This is a genomic window from Streptomyces tanashiensis (assembly GCF_014648895.1).
In the GTDB taxonomy this organism is placed as follows: Bacteria; Actinomycetota; Actinomycetes; order Streptomycetales; family Streptomycetaceae; genus Streptomyces; species Streptomyces tanashiensis.
Genome location: NZ_BMRZ01000001.1, coordinates 559,485 through 577,337 on the forward strand (window position 1 = coordinate 559,485; position 17,853 = coordinate 577,337).

The 17,853-nt window shown below is 71.7% G+C and carries 14 protein-coding genes; 8 read left to right on the top strand and 6 right to left on the bottom strand.

Features of this window, described 5'->3' with window-relative positions:
- Positions 1 to 50 precede the first annotated feature (50 nt).
- From IE237_RS02475 to IE237_RS02485, 3 genes are all read left to right on the top strand, one after another.
- Positions 51 to 1,451, top strand: a complete 1,401-nt coding sequence (locus IE237_RS02475; protein ID WP_189800108.1) for a class II fumarate hydratase — start codon at positions 51 to 53, stop codon at positions 1,449 to 1,451.
- 161 nt (positions 1,452 to 1,612) lie between these two features.
- A complete protein-coding gene (fomD, locus tag IE237_RS02480; RefSeq protein WP_189800109.1) occupies positions 1,613 to 2,278 on the top strand; it encodes a cytidylyl-2-hydroxypropylphosphonate hydrolase in 666 nt (221 codons plus the stop codon).
- A gap of 311 nt (positions 2,279 to 2,589) precedes the next feature.
- Positions 2,590 to 4,659, top strand: coding sequence for an ATP-binding SpoIIE family protein phosphatase (locus IE237_RS02485; RefSeq protein WP_189800110.1), 2,070 nt, complete (start codon positions 2,590 to 2,592; stop codon positions 4,657 to 4,659).
- 72 nt (positions 4,660 to 4,731) lie between these two features.
- On the opposite strand, the gene IE237_RS02490 is transcribed toward IE237_RS02485, so the two are convergent.
- On the bottom strand, positions 4,732 to 6,951 hold the full coding sequence (locus IE237_RS02490; RefSeq protein WP_189800111.1) for a transglycosylase domain-containing protein: 2,220 nt from the start codon (positions 6,949 to 6,951) through the stop codon (positions 4,732 to 4,734).
- 267 nt (positions 6,952 to 7,218) lie between these two features.
- Between IE237_RS02490 and IE237_RS02495 the strand changes: the two genes are divergently transcribed.
- The 3 genes from IE237_RS02495 to IE237_RS02505 are packed head-to-tail and all read left to right on the top strand — an operon-like array spanning position 7,219 to position 10,792.
- Positions 7,219 to 7,743, top strand: a complete 525-nt coding sequence (locus IE237_RS02495; RefSeq protein WP_189800112.1) for a PadR family transcriptional regulator — start codon at positions 7,219 to 7,221, stop codon at positions 7,741 to 7,743.
- On the top strand, positions 7,740 to 8,423 hold the full coding sequence (locus IE237_RS02500; RefSeq protein ID WP_189800113.1) for an ABC transporter ATP-binding protein: 684 nt from the start codon (positions 7,740 to 7,742) through the stop codon (positions 8,421 to 8,423). The genes IE237_RS02495 and IE237_RS02500 overlap by 4 nt, the downstream gene beginning before the upstream one ends.
- Positions 8,420 to 10,792, top strand: a complete 2,373-nt coding sequence (locus IE237_RS02505) for an FtsX-like permease family protein (RefSeq protein WP_189800114.1) — start codon at positions 8,420 to 8,422, stop codon at positions 10,790 to 10,792. Before IE237_RS02500 ends, IE237_RS02505 begins: the two co-directional genes overlap by 4 nt.
- 80 nt (positions 10,793 to 10,872) lie before the next feature.
- On the opposite strand, the gene IE237_RS02510 is transcribed toward IE237_RS02505, so the two are convergent.
- On the bottom strand, positions 10,873 to 11,838 hold the full coding sequence (locus tag IE237_RS02510) for a LysR substrate-binding domain-containing protein (protein WP_189800115.1): 966 nt from the start codon (positions 11,836 to 11,838) through the stop codon (positions 10,873 to 10,875).
- Positions 11,839 to 11,970: 132 nt separating this feature from the next.
- Between IE237_RS02510 and IE237_RS02515 the strand changes: the two genes are divergently transcribed.
- The gene (locus IE237_RS02515; protein WP_189800116.1) at positions 11,971 to 12,525 is read left to right on the top strand and encodes a peroxiredoxin; all 555 of its coding nucleotides are present in this window, start codon (positions 11,971 to 11,973) and stop codon (positions 12,523 to 12,525) included.
- 12 nt (positions 12,526 to 12,537) lie between these two features.
- Positions 12,538 to 13,071: an alkyl hydroperoxide reductase gene (locus IE237_RS02520; RefSeq protein WP_030222466.1), complete on the top strand. Its 534-nt coding sequence runs from the start codon at positions 12,538 to 12,540 to the stop codon at positions 13,069 to 13,071.
- A gap of 52 nt (positions 13,072 to 13,123) precedes the next feature.
- On the opposite strand, the gene IE237_RS02525 is transcribed toward IE237_RS02520, so the two are convergent.
- From IE237_RS02525 to phoH2, 4 genes are all read right to left on the bottom strand, one after another.
- Positions 13,124 to 13,798 carry a hypothetical protein gene (locus IE237_RS02525; protein WP_189800117.1) on the bottom strand — a complete coding sequence of 225 codons (675 nt, stop codon included), beginning with the start codon at positions 13,796 to 13,798 and terminating at the stop codon, positions 13,124 to 13,126.
- Positions 13,795 to 15,240, bottom strand: a complete 1,446-nt coding sequence (locus tag IE237_RS02530) for an AI-2E family transporter (RefSeq protein ID WP_189800118.1) — start codon at positions 15,238 to 15,240, stop codon at positions 13,795 to 13,797. Before IE237_RS02530 ends, IE237_RS02525 begins: the two co-directional genes overlap by 4 nt.
- Before the next feature lie 101 nt (positions 15,241 to 15,341).
- Positions 15,342 to 16,052: an aggregation-promoting factor C-terminal-like domain-containing protein gene (locus IE237_RS02535; protein WP_189800119.1), complete on the bottom strand. Its 711-nt coding sequence runs from the start codon at positions 16,050 to 16,052 to the stop codon at positions 15,342 to 15,344.
- A gap of 379 nt (positions 16,053 to 16,431) precedes the next feature.
- Positions 16,432 to 17,757 (bottom strand): RNA 5'-3' helicase PhoH2, encoded by a 1,326-nt coding sequence (phoH2, locus tag IE237_RS02540; RefSeq protein ID WP_189800120.1) that lies wholly within the window; start codon positions 17,755 to 17,757, stop codon positions 16,432 to 16,434.
- Positions 17,758 to 17,853 lie beyond the last annotated feature (96 nt).

The window sequence follows — 17,853 nt, forward strand, 5'->3', positions numbered from 1 at the left end:
GGAATACATCGAACAAGACAAGTGCTCATCTTTTATTGGAGGTTGGATACATGAACCAGGACGATGGATACCGGATCGAGCACGACTCCATGGGAGAGGTGCGGGTCCCCGCGCACGCCAAGTGGCGGGCCCAGACCCAGCGGGCCGTGGAGAACTTCCCGGTCTCCGGGCAGCGCCTGGAGCGCGCCCACATCGAGGCCCTGGCCCGGATCAAGGCCGCCGCGGCCAAGGTCAACGCCGAGCTCGGGGTGATCGAGAAGGACCGCGCGGAGGCGATCGTCTCGGCCGCGGGGGAGGTTGCCGAGGGGCGCTGGGACGAGCACTTCCCCGTGGACGTCTTCCAGACCGGTTCGGGCACCTCGTCCAACATGAACACCAACGAGGTGATCGCCACCCTCGCCACCGAGCGGCTCCCCGAGGGCCGCGAGGTCCACCCCAACGACCACGTCAACGCCTCGCAGTCCTCGAACGACGTCTTCCCCTCCTCGATCCACATCGCGGCCACCGGCGCGGTCACCCGCGACCTGATCCCCGCCCTCGACCACCTGGCCGCCTCCCTGGAGCGAAAATCGGCCGAATTCGCGTCGGTGGTGAAGTCCGGCCGTACGCATCTGATGGACGCCACCCCGGTCACCCTGGGCCAGGAGTTCGGCGGCTACGCGGCCCAGGTCCGGTACGGCGTCGAGCGGCTGCGCGCCGCACTCCCCCGCCTCGCCGAACTCCCCCTCGGCGGCACGGCGGTGGGCACGGGCATCAACACCCCGGCCGGCTTCTCCGCGGCCGTCATCGACGAGGTCGCCCGCGCCACCGGGCTGCCGCTGACGGAGGCCCGCGACCACTTCGAGGCCCAGGGGGCCCGCGACGCCCTGGTGGAGACGTCCGGGCAGCTCCGGACCATCGCCGTCTCCCTCACCAAGATCGCCAACGACCTGCGCTGGATGGCCAGCGGCCCGCGCACCGGCCTCGCCGAGATCAACCTCCCCGACCTCCAGCCCGGCTCCTCGATCATGCCGGGCAAGGTCAACCCGGTGATCCCCGAGGCGGTCCTGATGGTCGCCGCGCAGGTGACCGGAAACGACACCACGGTGGCGGTGGCGGGCGCGGCCGGGAACTTCGAGCTCAACGTGATGCTGCCGGTGATGGCCAAGAACCTGCTGGAGTCCGTACGGCTGCTCGCCAACGCCTCCCGGCTGCTCGCCGACCGCACGGTCGACGGGATCACCGCGAACGTGGAGCGCGCCCGCGAGTACGCCGAGTCCTCGCCGTCCGTCGTCACCCCGCTGAACAAGTACATCGGCTACGAGGAGGCCGCCAAGGTCGCGAAGAAGTCCCTCGCCGAGCGGAAGACCATCCGCGAGGTGGTGCTGGAGTCCGGCTACGTCGAGCGGGGCGACCTCACCGTCGAGCAGCTGGACGAGGCGCTGGACGTGCTGCGCATGACCCACCCGTAGCGGGCCGGGCCGCGGGCCCCGGGGCGCGTCCCCGGGGTGCGCCCCCGGGGACGCACCGGGGACGCACCGGCAAGTGACCGGCCGGTAGCGACCGGCCGGTAGCCGACTCCTCCGTGATCTGTGCCGCAGCGGTCGTGGGAGCGCGCCCCTAAGATCTGCGCATGACAGGATCGGACGGCTCTCAGCACTGGGCGCCGGGGGAGCACATCCTCTGGCGGTACCGCGGCAACGGCACCGGAGCGGTGCACATCTGCCGGCCGGTGACGGTCGTCCAGGACACGCCCGACCTGCTCGCGGTCTGGATGGCGCCCGGCACCGAGTGCGTCCGGCCCGTCCTCGCCGACGGCACGCCCGTCCACGAGGAGCCGCTCGCCACCCGCTACACCGCACCGCGCACCACCGAGCGGACGCGCTGGTCCGGCAGCGGGGTGCTGAAGCTGGCACGGCCCGGCGAGCCGTGGTCGGTGTGGCTGTTCTGGGAGCGCGGCTGGCGCTTCCGCAGCTGGTACGTGAACCTGGAGGAGCCGCGGGTCCGCTGGTCCGGCGGCCTCGACTCCGAGGACCACTTCCTCGACATCTCCGTCTACCCCGACCACAGCTGGCTGTGGCGGGACGAGGACGAGTTCGCGCAGGCCCAGCGGTCCGGGCTCATGAGCCCGGCGCAGGCCGCCCGGGTGCGGGCCGCCGGGGAGCGCGCGGTGGAGCGGATCAAGGCGTGGGGGGCGCCGTTCGCGGACGGCTGGGAGGACTGGCGGCCCGATCCGGGATGGCGGGTTCCCGAGCTGCCGGCGGACTGGGATCGCACCCCGGCGCACACGGCGCCGTGAGACCCTTGATGCGCCCCCGGGGTTCAAACGTAGGATCGTCCTCCGCACGGCAGAGACGGACCGAACACCACGTCAGACCGACCGAACAGCACGTCAAAGACGCAGCACAGCACAGGACCTGACCAGAAGTCATCCACGAGGGGGAGAGCAGTGCCGGACGTGCGCCCGGGTGTTCCGACCCCAGCCGTTGCCGCAGCTCGCGGAACGTCCAGATCCGCTGCATACGAGGGGTTTACCCCCGCCGAAGGCGCGGCATCGGCGAGAAGAGCGAGTGCATCGCACCACCGGCCCGGACGGACGGAATCCCACGCGTGACGGAGCATCCCACCTCCCACGAAGGCCGGCAGCCCCTGGCTGCCCGGTCGCAGGAACGCGCGCGCCCTCGCCAGGAGGCGGCGGCCGGCCTGCCCTCCGACGTGCCCGCCCAGCCGGGCGGCCCGGCGGCCCCGGACGCGTCCGCGCAGCCCACCGGACCGGACTCCCCCGGCGGCACGGGCCGGCCGGGCACCCCCGCCGGCGCGAACCACCCCGGCTCCGCGGCCGGCGGCACGGGCCGGCCCGCCGACTCCGGCGGTACGAACCGTCCGGCCGGCCCCGGCGGTTCGGGCCATCCCGGCTCCCCCGGTGCGGTGGCCGTCGCCGTCTCCCCGCAGCCGCCCGGCGGCGGGTCCCGCGGCGGGGACGGCAGCGCGCGGCGCGAGGGCGACCGGCTGCGGTTCGTCGGCGCCGCGACCCGGCGCATCGCGCGCGGCATCGACCTGGACGAGATCGTCCTGGGCCTGTGCCGGGCCACCGTGCCGACCTTCTCCGACGAGATCCTGGTCTACCTCCGCGACCCGCTCCCGGTGGGCGACGAGCGGCCGGTGGCGCCGTTCGTGCTGCGGCTGCGCCGTACCGACCGGCTCCGGTTAAGCGATCTGGAGGGCGAGGAGCTCGTCCTCGTACCCGATCCGGATCCGACCCCCGCGGCCGAACTCTGCGAGGTACGGAACGGCGGGGCGCTGGCCGAGGTGCTGCGCGGGGTGCGGCCGGTGTTCGGCGACTCCGCTGCCGCCAAGGCGGCGCTGGCCGAACTGCTCGGACCCGAGCACCCGCTGCCCGGTGGGCTGCGCGCGGTCCTCGCGCCGCTGCGCGGCCGGCGCCGGGTGATCGGCGCCGCCGTGTTCCTGCGCCGCCCCGAGCGGGCCGGCTTCGAGCCGAACGACCTGCTCGTCGCGGCGCAGTTGGCGACGCACACCGCGCTCGGCATCGACAAGGCCGTGCTGTACGGCCGCGAGGCGTACATCGCGGACGAGCTCCAGCGGACGATGCTGCCGGACTCGCTGCCGCAGCCGACCGGCGTCAAGCTGGCCTCGCGCTACCTTCCGGCGGCGGAGACGGCCCGGGTCGGCGGCGACTGGTACGACGCGATCCCGCTGCCCGGCAGCCGCGTCGCCCTCGTGGTCGGCGACGTCATGGGCCACTCCATGACCTCGGCGGCGATCATGGGCCAGCTGCGCACGACGGCGCAGACCCTGGCCGGTCTCGACCTGCCGCCGCAGGAGGTCCTGCACCACCTGGACGAGCAGGCGCAGCGGCTCGGCGAGAACCGCATGGCGACCTGCATGTACGCGGTGTACGACCCGGTCTCGCACCGGATCACCGTCGCCAACGCGGGCCATCCGCCGCCGATACTGCTGCACCTGGGCGGCCGCGCCGAGGTGCTGCGGGTGCCGCCCGGCGCCCCGATCGGGGTCGGCGGGGTGGACTTCGAGGCCGTCGAGCTGGACGCCCCGGCCGGGGCCACGCTCCTGCTCTACACGGACGGTCTCGTCGAGTCCCGGCTGCGGGACGTGTGGACCGGGATCGAGCAGCTGCGGGAGCGCCTGGCGGCGACCGCGCAGCTCACGGGCCCGGACCACTCGCCGCCCCTGGAGGCGCTCTGCGACGACGTCCTCGACATGCTGGGCCCCGGCGACCGGGACGACGACATCGCGCTGCTCGCGGCCCGGTTCGACGGGATCGCGCCGAGCGACGTCGCGTACTGGTTCCTGGAACCGGAGGACGCGGCCCCGGGGCGGGCCCGGCGGCTCGCCCGGCGGGCCCTGGCCCGCTGGGACCTGGAGGAGCTGACGGACTCGGTCGAGCTGCTGATCAGCGAGGTCGTGACGAACGCCGTGCGGTACGCGGAGCGGCCGGTGACCCTGCGGCTGCTCCGGACGGACGTGCTGCGCTGCGAGGTCGGCGACGACTCCCCGCAGCTGCCCCGTCAGCGGCGGGCGCGCGACACGGACGAGGGCGGGCGCGGGCTCTTCCTGGTGAACCGGCTGGCCCGGCGCTGGGGGGCGACCAGGCTCTCGGGCGGCAAGGTGGTGTGGTTCGAGCTGGCGACCCGTACCTGAGCCGGCGCCGGAGCGTTCCCGTACGACCGAAGGCCGGACCCCTGTGCGGGGGGTCCGGCCTTCGGTCCGTCGTCAGCGGGGCGGGCGTCCCGTGCTGTTCGCGTCGGGCCCGCCGCCGGCGTCCGGCGGCTGGATCGACGTCGGCGGGGACGTCGGCTCCTGGGTCTCCGTCGGTTCCTGGGTGGGCTCCGGCGGCGTGGTGACCGGGTCGGTCGTCGGCTGCGGCGGGGTGGTGGCCGTCGAGGTCGGCGGGGCCGTCGGGTCCGGGGAGGCCGTGGTCGGCTCCTCGGTCGGCTCGTCGGTCTCCGGGGCCTCGGTGGTCGGGGTGGGGTCCGGGAGCGTGCCGTCCGGGGCGCCGCCCTCGGTCTCCAGGTCGAAGGCGGCGTCCGAGCCGCCGTTCAGGGCGCGTTCGGTGTAGTCGCCCCAGATCTGGGCGGGCGTGCGGCCACCGTTGGCACGGCCGGGGTTGATGGTGTCGGTGAGGGTGACCTGGTTGCCCTTGGCGTCCTCGCCGAAGAGGCCGACGGCGGTGACGAGTTCGGGGGTGTAGCCCACGAACCAGGCGGAACGGTTGTTCTCGGAGGTGCCGGTCTTGCCGGCGGCCTCGTAGTCACCGGCGGCCCGGAAGCCGGAGCCGCTCTGCACGACGCCCATCATGGCCCGGGTGGCGGTGTCGGCGGCCTCGCGGCTGATGACCTGGTCGCCGATCGCCTTGGCGCCCTGGACCGTGCGGTCCTTGTGCGCGGCGGTCTTCACGAGGGTCGGGGTGACCTTCTTGCCGTGGTTGTCGAGCGTGGCGTAGGCGCCGGCCATGTCCAGGGTCGAGGCGCCCATGGTGCCGAGGGAGATGGCCGGGGACTCCGGGAAGTCCGCGCCGTCCTTCATGCCGAGGGCGAGGGCGGTCTTCTTGGCCTTGGCCGGGGTGACGTCGACGATCATCTGGGCGTAGACCGAGTTGATCGAGCTGTTGGTGGCCTTCTGCACGGTGACGGGGCCGTAGCTGTCGTCGTCCTCGTTCTCCGGCGCGAAGGCGATGGGGCTGCCGACGACCGGCCGCTTGCTGGTGCCGTCGTAGATGGTGCCGAGGCCGATCGTGCGGCCGTCCTGGGTGACCGCGCGGTTGTCGACGGCGGAGGCGAGGACGATCGGCTTGAAGGTGGAGGCGGGCTGGTAGTCGCGGCGGGTCGCGTTGGACATCCAGTGCTCGGTGGCGCCGACGCCGCCGTACATCGCGACGACCGCTCCGGTCTTCGGGTCGACGGAGGTGGCGCCGGCCTGGACGGTGGCCTGCTTCTTGTCGCCCTTGCGGTCGAGCTTGGCCTCCAGCTGCTTGTCGACCGCCTTGACGAGGTCCTTCTGCTTCTTCTCGTCGATGTTGAGGGTGATCGTCCAGCCGCCGGCCTTGATGTCCTCCTCGCTGACGCCCTGGCGCATCAGCTCCTGGTTGGCGGCCTCGACGATGTAGCCGGTCTGGCCCTCCATGCCGGGGGCGGGCTTGGGCTTCTGCGGCACGGGGAACTTCATGCCGGCGCGCTCGGACGCGCTGAGCCAGCCCTCGCCGACCATGTTGTCGAGGACGTAGTTCCAGCGATCCTCGACGAGCTTGCGGCCGGTGGTGCTCGCGGAGGTCCAGTCGTACTGGTTGGGCGCCTGGAGCAGCGAGGCGAGGTAGGCGCCCTGTGCGGTGGTGAGCTGGGTGGCGTCGACGCCGTAGTACGAGCGGGCGGCGGCCTGGATGCCGTAGGCGCTGCGCCCGTAGTAGCTGGTGTTGATGTACCCGGCGAGGATCTCGCTCTTGCTCGACTTCCGGTCGACCTTGATGGCGATGACCATTTCCTTGAGCTTGCGCGTCGCGGTCTGGTCCTGGCTCAGGTAGAAGTTCTTGACGTACTGCTGGGTGATGGTCGAGCCACCCTGCTTGCCCTTGCCGGTGATGGTGTTCCAGGCGGCGCGGGTGGTGCCCTTGATGTCGACGCCGTTGTCCTTGTAGAAGGTCTTGTTCTCGGCGGCGACGAACGCTTTCTGGACCGGCAGGGGGATCTTCTCGAGGCCGACGATCTCACGGTTGATCTTGCCCGTGCGGGCGAGGATCTTGCCGTTGGAGTACTTGTAGATGTTGCTCTGCATCGTCGCCTCGGCGTTCGCCGACGGCACCGGGACCAGCAGGTAGACGACGTACAGGGCCCCCATGCCGAGCAGGCAGAACACGAGGAAGGTGCCCAGGAGCTTCTTCCAGGTGAAGAGGCGGCGTATGCCGCGCTTCTTCGCCTTGCCCTTGTCCGGTCGGCCCATGTGTCCAGTCGCTCCGCTCGTCTTGTGTCCGGCGCCCTCGGTGCTGAGCCCGTCCGCGCCGGATCAGCTTGGCAAGCTAACACCGGCGAGGCGGACAAAGGACAACCGATCACGTCTTTTCCGGACGTGAGAATCAGCACCCACACCCAGAGGAACCGACGCTCGGGCGGACCGGATGGTTGCGTGAAGGATCGGTTCCGCTTGGTGACCGTCCCTGGAACCCCGGGCTATACATCGTGCGTATACACCCCGTGTACAGTGATTCCCATGTCCATCGGTCACACCCTGCTCGGACTCCTGGAGTCCGGACCGCGCCACGGCTACGACCTCAAGCGCGCCTTCGACGAGAAGTTCGGCCAGGACCGGCCGCTCCACTACGGCCAGGTCTACTCGACCATGTCCCGGCTCCTGAAGAACGGCCTCGTCGTCGTCGACGGCATCGAGGCCGGCGGCGGCCCGGAGCGGAAGCGGTACGCCATCACCGAGGCCGGCATCACCGATGTCGCCCAGTGGCTCGCCACCCCCGAGAAGCCCGAGCCGTACCTCCAGTCCACGCTCTACACCAAGGTCGTCCTGGCCCTGCTCACCGGCCGCGGCGCCTCCGAGATCCTCGACACCCAGCGCGCCGAGCACCTGCGCCTGATGCGCGAGCTCACCCGGCGCAAGCGCGACGGCGACCTCGCCGACCAGCTCATCTGCGACCACGCCCTCTTCCACCTGGAGGCGGACCTGCGCTGGCTGGAACTGACCGCCGCCCGCCTCGACGCGCTCGCCGAGGAGATCCGCCGATGAACGCCACCCCGCTGCTGCTCGCCACCGGCCTGGACAAGACCTACGGCCCGACCCCGGCGCTCGCGGGCGCCGACTTCGCCCTCCGGGCCGGCGAGGTCGTCGCCGTCATGGGCCCCTCCGGCTCCGGCAAGTCGACGCTCCTCCACTGCCTGGCCGGCATCGTGCGCCCCGACGCCGGGACCATCACCTACGACGGGCGCGAACTCACCGCGCTCTCCGACGGCGCGCGCAGCTCCCTGCGCCGCACCGACTTCGGCTTCGTCTTCCAGTTCGGCCAGCTCGTCCCCGAGCTGACCTGCGTCGAGAACGTCGCCCTCCCGCTCCGTCTGAACGGCGAGAAGCGGAAGGCCGCCGAGGCCAGGGCCGCCGAATGGCTCGCCCGCCTGGAGGTCGACACCGTCGCGGGCAAGCGCCCCGGCGAGATATCCGGCGGCCAGGGCCAGCGCGTCGCCGTCGCCCGGGCCCTCGTCACCGCCCCGCGCGTGATCTTCGCCGACGAGCCCACCGGCGCGCTCGACTCCCTCAACGGCGAGCGGGTCATGCGGCTCCTCACCGACGCCTCCCGGGACACGGGCGCCGCCGTCGTCCTCGTCACCCACGAGGCCCGGGTCGCCGCGTACTCCGACCGCGAGGTCGTCGTGCGGGACGGTTCGGTACGGGACGCGGAGTGGGCGGCATGAGCCTAGGCACCTGGACCCGCGACCTGTCGCTCGGCGCCCGGTTCGCGGTCACCGGCGGCCGCTCCGGCCTGCTCCGCACCCTGCTCACCGCGACCGGCGTCGGCTTCGGCGTGGCCCTGCTCCTGCTCGCCTCCTCCTTCCCGAACATGCTCTTCCAGCGGGAGGTACGGGAGTCGGTCCGGGCCGTCGACGGCAGCGAGCAGGTCACCTCGCCGCGCCCCGACTCCTTTCTCCACCTCAGCCGGAACACCGTCTACCGGGACGACGTCATCAGCGGACTGCTGCTGCGCCCCGAGGGCGACGCGCCCCCGCTCCCGCCGGGCGCCCCGGTGTTCCCCGGGACCGGCGAGATGCTGGTCTCCCCCGCGCTCGGGAAACTGCTGGACTCCCCCGAGGGCGCCCTGCTCAAGGAGCGGCTCCCCTACAGGACCGTCGGGACGATCGGACAGGCCGGACTCATCGGCCCGGCCGAACTGCGGTACGTCGCCCACGTCGACTTCCTCGACACCGAGAACCTCGACGGACGCGGCACGCGCTACGGCTGGTCGGTGCCCGAGGAACCGATGAACGCGTTCCTGATCCTCCTCGTCGTCGTCGCCTGCGTCGTCCTGCTCCTGCCCGTGCTGGTCTTCATCGCGACCGCCGTCCGCTTCGGCGGCGAGCAGCGCGACCGGCGGCTCGCGGCGCTGCGGCTGATCGGCGCGGACACCGCCATGACCCGGCGGATCGCGGCGGGCGAGTCCCTCGCGAGCGCGCTGCTCGGACTCCTCGTGGGTCTCGGGCTCTTCGCGGTGGCCCGGCAGTTCGCCGGGACCTTCACCATCTGGGACGTCAACGCGTACCCCGGCGACGTCGTGCCCATGACGGCGCTCGCCGTGCTCGTCCTCGCCGTCGTCCCCGTCGCCTCGGTCGTCGTGAGCCTCTTCGCGCTGCGCGGGGTGGCCATCGAACCGCTCGGCGTCGTCCGGACCTCCACCCCGCGCCGCCGCCGGCTGTGGTGGCGGCTGCTGCTCCTCGTGGCCGGGGGCGCCTTCCTCGTCCCGCTCGTCGGCGACGTCCAGATGGCGGAGACCAGCATCGACGCCGTCGGTGTCGTGGCCGGCACCACGCTCGCCCTGATCGGCCTCACCACGCTCCTGCCGTGGCTCGTCGAGGCCGGCGTGAAGCGGCTGCACGCCGGGCCGGTGGCCTGGCAGCTCGCGGTCCGCAGGCTCCAGCTGAGCAGCGGCACGGCGGCCCGCGCGGTCAGCGGCATCGTCGTCGCGGCGACCGGGGCGATCGCGCTGCAGATGCTCTTCCAGGCGATGGAGACCGAGTTCACGCAGGTGAGCGGCGAGGACACCTCCCGCGCCCAGATCGCGATCGGCACCGACGCCAGGAACGCCGAGGAGGCCCGCGGGGTCATCGACCGCATCGCGCGGACCGAGGGCGTCGCCGGGGTGATCGGCATCGTCGAGTCGCACGTCTGGCGGCCCGGGCCGCTGAAGGGGGGCGAGGAGTTCTCCCCGACGGTCTCGCTCCGGGTCGGCGACTGCCCCTCCCTGAGGGAGTTCGCGACGCTGCCCTCCTGCACGGACGGGGACGTCTTCGTCTTCCTCGCGCACGGCGCGCAGGGCAACCCGGACGACTCCTACGTCACCCGGGCCGCCCGGCCCGGCGCCCTGGTCGCCCTGCGCGACCCCCATCCGCACCCGAGCGCGCCGAAGCCCCCGAAGGGCACCCCGCTGCCGCAGTGGCGCATCCCCGCCACGGCCAAGGTGGTGGACTCCCGCCCCGACCCGACGGGCATGTACGAGTACGGCGTCCTGGCCACCCCGTCGGCGATCGGCACGCTCCCGCTCGACGAGCCCGACGCGCAGGCCATGGTCCGGCTCGACCCGGCCGTGCCGGACGCCGCCGACCACGTACGGAACACGGCGGACGCGATCGATCCGACGTCCTGGGTGCGCACCCTGAAGGACACCGAGCGCGACGCGGCGTTCTCCAGCGTCCGCACCGGCATCCTGGTCGGCTCCACCCTGACCATGCTCCTGGTGGCGGCCTCGCTCCTGGTCGCGACGCTCGAACAGCTCAGGGACCGCAAGCGGCTGCTCTCCTCGCTGGTCGCCTTCGGCACCCGGCGCTCGACCCTCGGCTGGTCGGTGCTGTGGCAGACGGCGGTGCCGATCCTCCTCGGACTCGCGCTGTCCGTGGCGGGTGGTCTCGGCCTCGGGGTGGTCCTCCTGAAGATGGGCGGACAGCCCGTCCAGGACTGGTGGAGCTTCCTGCCGGTGGTCGGGATCGGCCTCGGGCTGATCGCGGTCGTGACGCTGCTGAGCATGCCGGTGCTGTGGCGGCTGATGCGGGCGGACGGCCTGCGGACGGAGTAACCCGCCGTTCGCATGTACGGGAGGGGCGTCGGCTCCTGGCACCGGGGGGTGTCAGGAACCGGCGCCCCTCCCGTACGAGGTCAGGCCGGTATCCGTACCGGAAGCTCCTCCATCGCCTCGCGCAGCGCCTCCGCCAGCTCCTCGAACTCGGCGTGCCGGGCCGCGCCCGTCCGCATCGCGAGGGCGATCCGCCGCGAGGGTGCCGGCTCGGCGAACCGCCCGGTCCACAGGGCGGTGTTCCGGGCGGTCTCGACGGTCACGGCGGTGCGCGGCAGCAGGGTCACCCCGAGGCCTCCGGCGACGAGCTGGACCAGCGTGGCGAGCCCGGCGGCGGTGGTGGTGACCTCGGCGCCGTCGGTGCGCCCGGCCTCCCGGCAGATGTCGAGGGCCTGGTCGCGGAGGCAGTGCCCTTCGTCGAGGAGCAGCAGCCGGAGCTCCTTGAGGGCCTCGCGCGGGATGTCGTCCCGCCCGGCCAGCGGGTGTCCCTCCGGGGCGACCAGGACGAAGTCCTCGTCGAAGAGGGGGAGTTCGGTGACCCCGGGCACGCCGAGCGGTACCGCGAGGAGCAGCAGGTCGAGCCGTCCTGCGGTGAGCCCCTCCAGGAGCGAGGAGGTCTGCTCCTCGTGGACCTGGAGGTCGAGCTCGGGGTAGCGCCGGTGGACCAGCCGCAGGACGGTGGGCAGCAGGTAGGGCGCCACGGTGGGGATCACGCCGAGCCGGAGGACGCCGGTGAAGGGGGCCTGGGCCGCCTCCGCCTCCTCCATCAGCTCCGCCACCGCATCGAGGACCGCCCGCGCGCGGGTGGCGAGCCGCTCCCCCGCGGGCGAGAGCAGCACCTTCCGCGTCGTACGCTCGAGGAGCTGGACACCGAGTGCCTCTTCGAGAGCCGAAACCGCGCCCGAGAGGGCGGGCTGGCTCATGCCGATGGCCGCCGCCGCGTCGCGGAAGTGCAGATGCTCGGCGACCGCCACAAAGGCTCTGAGCTGGGAGAGGCTCGGCTGCTTGCCTCGGTGCGGGCCGTGCGTCGTGCTGTACGGGGATGCCACTGATAACCACCTTCGATCAACACGACCCACTCTAGCTATTTCACTGATCAATGCACTCCGTGCCATGCTGTGAGCCGTCCAACCCCCACGGAAGACCTCAAAAGGGACCCTTCCTGCCTGCAAGGAGAGCGCGTGCTCACTGTCGGTGACAAGTTCCCCACCTACGACCTGACCGCCTGCGTGTCGCTGGAGAGCGGCAAGGAGTTCGAGCAGATCGACCACAAGGCCTACGAGGGCAAGTGGCGCGTGGTGTTCTTCTGGCCGAAGGACTTCACCTTCGTCTGCCCGACCGAGATCGCCGCGTTCGGCAAGCTGAACGACGAGTTCGCCGACCGTGACGCCCAGATCCTCGGCGTCTCCGGTGACTCCGAGTTCGTCCACCACGCCTGGCGCAAGGACCACGCCGACCTGCGTGACCTGCCCTTCCCGATGCTGGCCGACTCGAAGCACGAGCTCATGAGCGACTGCGGCGTCCGCGGCGAGGACGGCTTCGCCCAGCGCGCGGTCTTCATCGTGGACCCGAACAACGAGATCCAGTTCGTCATGGTGACCGCCGGCTCCGTCGGCCGTAACCCCAAGGAGGTCCTGCGGGTCCTCGACGCCCTGCAGACCGACGAGCTGTGCCCGTGCAACTGGAACAAGGGCGAGAACACCCTCGACGCCGCCGCGCTCCTCGCGGGCGAGTAAGGGCGACCTGACATGGCTCTCGACGAACTGAAGTCCGCCATACCGGACTTCGCCAAGGACCTGAAGCTGAACCTCGGTTCGGTCATCGGCAACAGCGACCTCCCGCAGCAGCAGCTGTGGGGCACCGTCCTCGCCTGCGCGATCGCCTCGCGCTCGCCGAAGGTGCTCAAGGAGCTGGAGCCCGAGGCCCAGGCCAACCTGAAGCCCGAGGCGTACCAGGCCGCCAAGTCCGCCGCCGCGATCATGGCGATGAACAACGTCTTCTACCGGACCCGGCACCTGCTGTCGGACCCCGAGTACGGGACGATGCGCGCCGGCCTGCGGATGAACGTCATCGGCAACCCGGGCGTCGAGAAGGTCGACTTCGAGCTGTGGTCGCTGGCCGTCTCCGCGATCAACGGCTGCGGCCAGTGCCTCGACTCGCACGAGCAGGTCCTGCGCCAGGCCGGTGTCGACCGCGCCACGATCCAGGAGGCCGTGAAGATCGCCGCGGTGATCCAGGCGGTCGGCGTCACCCTCGACGCCGAAGCGGTCCTCGCCGAGTAGGGCGTCACCGTACGAGAAGGGCCCCGGGGCTTCCCGCCCCGGGGCCCTTCCGTCATTTCCTGAGCACCGCCATGAGGGACAGCATGTCCTCGGTCATCGGGACGTCGATCCCGGAGAGGTCGACCTCCTTCGCCTCGCCGAGCGGCTTCCCGTCCGCGTCGGTGCTGTACTGCCGGTAGATGCTCAGCGCGATCTCGACCTGGCCGTCGAGGACCCGGAGCTCCCCGCCCTCGCCGCCGTTGTCGTCGAAGAAGGCCTCCTCCCCGAGGCCGTCGATCCGCGTGCCGAGGTCGTAGTACTTCGCCCGCGCCGCGAACTCGTGGCCGGGGTCCATCACCTTGTGCAGGGTGTACGTGACGCTCGCGCTGTATCCGGCGTCCGGATCGCCGAAGACCATCGAGCACGACGTCTCGTACACGGCCGGCTCGTTCATCTCGGGCCCGTCGCCGTCGGCGCTCCGCTTGCCGAGGATCCCGCCGAGCGCCTTCAGCTTCGCCGCCTCGCAGAGCTTCACGTCCGTGCTGTACCCGCCGAGGTCGGGGCCCGGTTCCTTCTTCTGCCCGTACGCGTAGAGCCCGCCGCCCCACACCGCCGAGGCGAGCACCGCGCCGCCGAGCGCCCACAGCCAGGGGCGGCGGGCCCGGGGCGGGCGCGGCGGCGGGGCCTCGGTGAGCACCTCCGGGGCGTCGAACTCCACGCCGCCCACGAGCTCCGGCTCCGATATCACTTGCCCTCCCCGTGGACGGCCCCCGGTGCCGGGACCGGTGCCACGGCGAAGGCCGTCGCCCCGCGCGGCTCCGGGGTGCTGCGGAGGGCCTGCTCGGTGCTGTACGCGCGCAGGTAGCCGACCACCGTGTTGGCGACGGCGACCAGCGGGACGGCGACGACGGCGCCGCCGATGCCGGCGGTCAGGCCGCCGGCCGCGACGGCGAGGACGACGGCGAGCGGGTGGACCCGGACCGCCCGGCCGAGGATGAAGGGCTGGAGGACGTGGCCCTCGATCTGCTGCACGGCGAGGACGACGACGAGCACCATCAGCGCGGTGAACAGGCCGTTGGTGACGAGGGCGACGACGACCGCGAGGGCGCCGGAGATGACCGCGCCGACCAGCGGGATGAAGGCGAACAGGAAGATGAAGACGGCCAGCGGCACCGCCATCGGCACGTCGAGGAACCAGAGTCCGAGGCCGATGAAGACGGCGTCGATGAGGGCGACGAGCACCGTGCCGCGCACATAGGCGGTGAGGGTGCGCCAGGCGCGCGGGCCGGCGCCGGCGACGCCCGGCCGGGCCTGGGCGGGCACCAGCTTGAGCGTCCACTCCCAGACCTTCTTCCCGTCGTAGAGCAGGAAGAGCGTGGAGAACATGGCGAGCAGGATGCCGGTCATCGCCTCGACGACGACGGTGACCCCCTGGAGTCCGACCTGGGTGATCTGCTCGGCGTTGGCGCCGACGGAGTCGCTGAGGTTCTTGGCGATGCCGTTGATCTGCTGCTCGGTGACGTGGAAGGGGCTGTTGAGGAGCCCTCGCTTGAGCTCCTCGATGCCGTTCTTGACCTGGTCGGACAGGTTGTCGATGTTGTCCATGACCTGCCAGACCACGAACCAGCCGACCAGGCCCATGACGACGAAGCCGGAGACGGCGGTGACGGCCGTGGCGAGCCCGCGGGGCAGGCCCTTGCGGCGCAGCATGGCCACGGTGGGCTGGAGCAGGGCCGTGACGAGGAGCGCGGCGACGAAGGCGAGGACGACCAGCTGCACGGAGCTGATCACCTTCATCAGCACCCAGACGGTGCCGGCGAAGACGAGCAGCCGCCAACTGGCCTCGGCGGCCACGCGCATGCCCCAGGGGATGGCGGCGACGGGGTCGGGGCGGGCGGCGACGGCCGGCGCGTACGAGGGCGGCGCGGGGACGGAGCGGCCTGGCTCGGCGGGGGTGCTGTCCGGCGCGGGGTCCTCGGTCTCCGGGAGCGGTGCGGCGGTGTCGGGGTCGACGTCGGGCCGTACGGGGCCGGGCGCGGGCAGGGCCTCGTGCGGGACGTCGGGGGGACTCCCGTACGGCGGACCGAGCGGATCTTCCCGTTCCGCCTCGGCCCGGCGCTCGTCGAGGCGTTCACCGATGCGGCTCAGGCTCGCGCCCAGCCGGCCCAGCCATCCTGGCACTCCGGACATCTCTTCCCTCTTCCCCCCGCTCATTCCTCCTCGCGAACCTACACGCAAGAGGCCCCCCACCGTAGGACGGCGAGGGGCTCCTGAAGGTTGAGCACGTGGCTCTAGTACCAGCGGTTGGCCTGCCAGAACGACCAGGCGCCACACGGGCTGCCGTAGCGGCTGTCCATGTAGTTGAGGCCCCACTTGATCTGGGTGGCGGGGTTGGTCTGCCAGTCGGCGCCGGCCGAGGCCATCTTGTAGCCCGGGAGCGCCTGCACGAGACCGTAGGCACCCGAGGACGGGTTGGTCGCGCGGTAGTTCCAGCCGGACTCGTGGTCCACGATGTTGCTGAAGCACGAGAACTGGTCGGACGGCATCATCTGCCGGGCCATCGCCTTGACCTCGGCGATGCTGTAGGAGCCCTGCGCGGCGAAGGTCGACGCGTCGCGGACGGCGGAGCGGTTGGCGCGCTCCTCGGCCTCCTTGCGCTCCTTCTCGGCCTTCTCCTCGGCGGCGACCTTGTCGGCGGCCTTCTTCTTCGCCTCGGCGTCCTTGGCGGCGCGGATGCGGGCCGCTTCCTCCGCGGACTTCTTCGCGGCCGAGTCGGCCGCGGCGGCCTGGACGTCGGCCTGCTCCGAGAGGGACGAGACCTGTACCTGGGCCTGCTGCCCCGCGGGGATGTCCGCGAGCAGCGTCGTGTCGGCCGCGGTGGCTTCGAAGTTGTCGTCCGAGGCCTGGGCGGCGTTGCCCGAGGCAACACCCACGACAGCGCCGACGGTGGTGACCGCAGTGGCCGAAGCCACCGCGAATCCCCGGACCGAGATCCGGCTCACACGGTTTCCTTCCAGCACGTCCGCACAGGTGACCACGCGGGCGAAATCTTGCCCCTGGCACTGGTCTCCGACATACGGGGTCACAGAAGACACGGGCCCGTGGTGCTGTGGGCGGCATACGGTCGACGGCTGTGGAGTTGTGTGGTGCTTGTGCGCACCCCTGAGGGTGCACGTGTGCCGTATGCGGGGCCTGACGGAAGCAAGACTCTGCCGGACGGCGACGCCGCAAGGCAATTCCGTGTTGCGTGTGAAAGCTCACACCTCGGCAGGCGCAGGTGTTTTGACGGATACAGGGGACAGCAGGGCGCCGCCCGGCTAAGCTCCTGGGCTTTGCCGGGCGGCGCCAACTGCCTTACCCGTACGGACGGGTACGAATCGGTCAGATCTGGCCGTCCTCCAGCATCTCCGTCACGAGCGCGGCGATCTGCGAGCGCTCGGAGCGGGTGAGCGTGACGTGGGCGAAGAGCGGATGCCCCTTCAGTTTCTCGACCACGGCGACGACTCCGTCGTACCGCCCGACCCTGAGGTTGTCGCGCTGGGCGACGTCATGGGTCAGCACGACCCGCGAATTCGCCCCGATTCGGGACAGAACGGTCAACAGGACGTTCCGCTCCAGGGACTGGGCCTCGTCCACGATGACGAAGGCGTCGTGGAGGGAGCGGCCCCGGATGTGGGTGAGCGGCAGGACCTCCAGCATCCCGCGCCCGAGCACCTCCTCGATGACCTCGCGGCTCGCGACCGAGGACAGCGTGTCGAACACCGCCTGCGCCCACGGGCTCATCTTCTCGGACTCGCTGCCCGGCAGGTACCCGAGCTCCTGGCCGCCGACCGCGTAGAGCGGACGGAAGACCATCACCTTCTGGTGCTGCCGGCGCTCCAGGACCGCCTCCAGGCCCGCGCAGAGGGCCAGGGCGGACTTGCCGGTGCCGGCCCGGCCGCCCATGGAGATGATGCCGACGTCCGGGTCGAGGAGCAGATCGAGCGCGATCCGCTGCTCGGCGCTGCGGCCGTGCAGCCCGAAGGCCTCCCGGTCGCCCCTGACCAGCCGTACGTTCCCCTCGGGGGTGACCCGGCCGAGCGCCTTGCCGCGCTCGGACTGGAGCACCAGGCCCGTGTGGACCGGGAGCTCGGCGGCCTCCGGGACGTACAGCGTGCTCTGCTCGAAGAGCAGGTCCACCTGCTCGCCGGAGAGCGCGAGCTCGGACATCCCGGTCCAGCCGTTGGCGTCCGTGATGGCGAGCTCGGCGCGGTACTCCTCGGCGAGGAGACCGACCGAGGAGGCCTTGATGCGCAGCGGCAGGTCCTTGGAGACGACCGTGACGTCGTACCCCTCGGCCTGGAGGTTGCGCGCGACGGCGAGGATCCGTGAGTCGTTGTCCCCCAACCTGTAGCCGGCGGGCAGGACGCCGGGGTCGGAATGGTTGAGTTCGACACGCAGGGTGCCGCCCAGCTCCCCGACGGGGAGGGGGGCGTCGAGGCGTCCGTACCGGACCCGGAAGTCGTCGAGCAGGCGCAGGGCCTGCCGGGCGAAGTAGCCGAGTTCGGGATGGTGCCGCTTGGCCTCCAGCTCCGTCACGACGACGATCGGGAGCACGACCTCGTGCTCCTCGAAGCGCGAGACGGCGTTGGGGTCGGCCAGCAGGACGCTGGTGTCGAGAACATAGGTGCGCCGGTCGGAAAGGCGGCGCTTCGTGCTGGTCACCACGGAAGGACAGACCCCCTCGGAAGACCCCTGTGAGGTCGGGGTGCGACGGAACCGGTGTCGCTGCGGAATGGGACCGGGCTCAGGCCGCGATGCGCG

Excerpts from the sequence above, each read along its gene's own strand:
- IE237_RS02505 (WP_189800114.1), top strand. The coding sequence starts at position 8,420 with ATGAGCCTAGGCACCTGGACCCGCGACCTGTCGCTCGGCGCCCGGTTC.
- IE237_RS02500 (WP_189800113.1), top strand. The coding sequence starts at position 7,740 with ATGAACGCCACCCCGCTGCTGCTCGCCACCGGCCTGGACAAGACCTAC.
- IE237_RS02495 (WP_189800112.1), top strand. The coding sequence starts at position 7,219 with ATGTCCATCGGTCACACCCTGCTCGGACTCCTGGAGTCCGGACCGCGC.
- IE237_RS02520 (WP_030222466.1), top strand. The coding sequence starts at position 12,538 with ATGGCTCTCGACGAACTGAAGTCCGCCATACCGGACTTCGCCAAGGAC.
- IE237_RS02490 (WP_189800111.1), bottom strand. The coding sequence starts at position 6,951 with ATGGGCCGACCGGACAAGGGCAAGGCGAAGAAGCGCGGCATACGCCGC.
- IE237_RS02530 (WP_189800118.1), bottom strand. The coding sequence starts at position 15,240 with ATGTCCGGAGTGCCAGGATGGCTGGGCCGGCTGGGCGCGAGCCTGAGC.
- IE237_RS02475 (WP_189800108.1), top strand. The coding sequence starts at position 51 with ATGAACCAGGACGATGGATACCGGATCGAGCACGACTCCATGGGAGAG.
- fomD (WP_189800109.1), top strand. The coding sequence starts at position 1,613 with ATGACAGGATCGGACGGCTCTCAGCACTGGGCGCCGGGGGAGCACATC.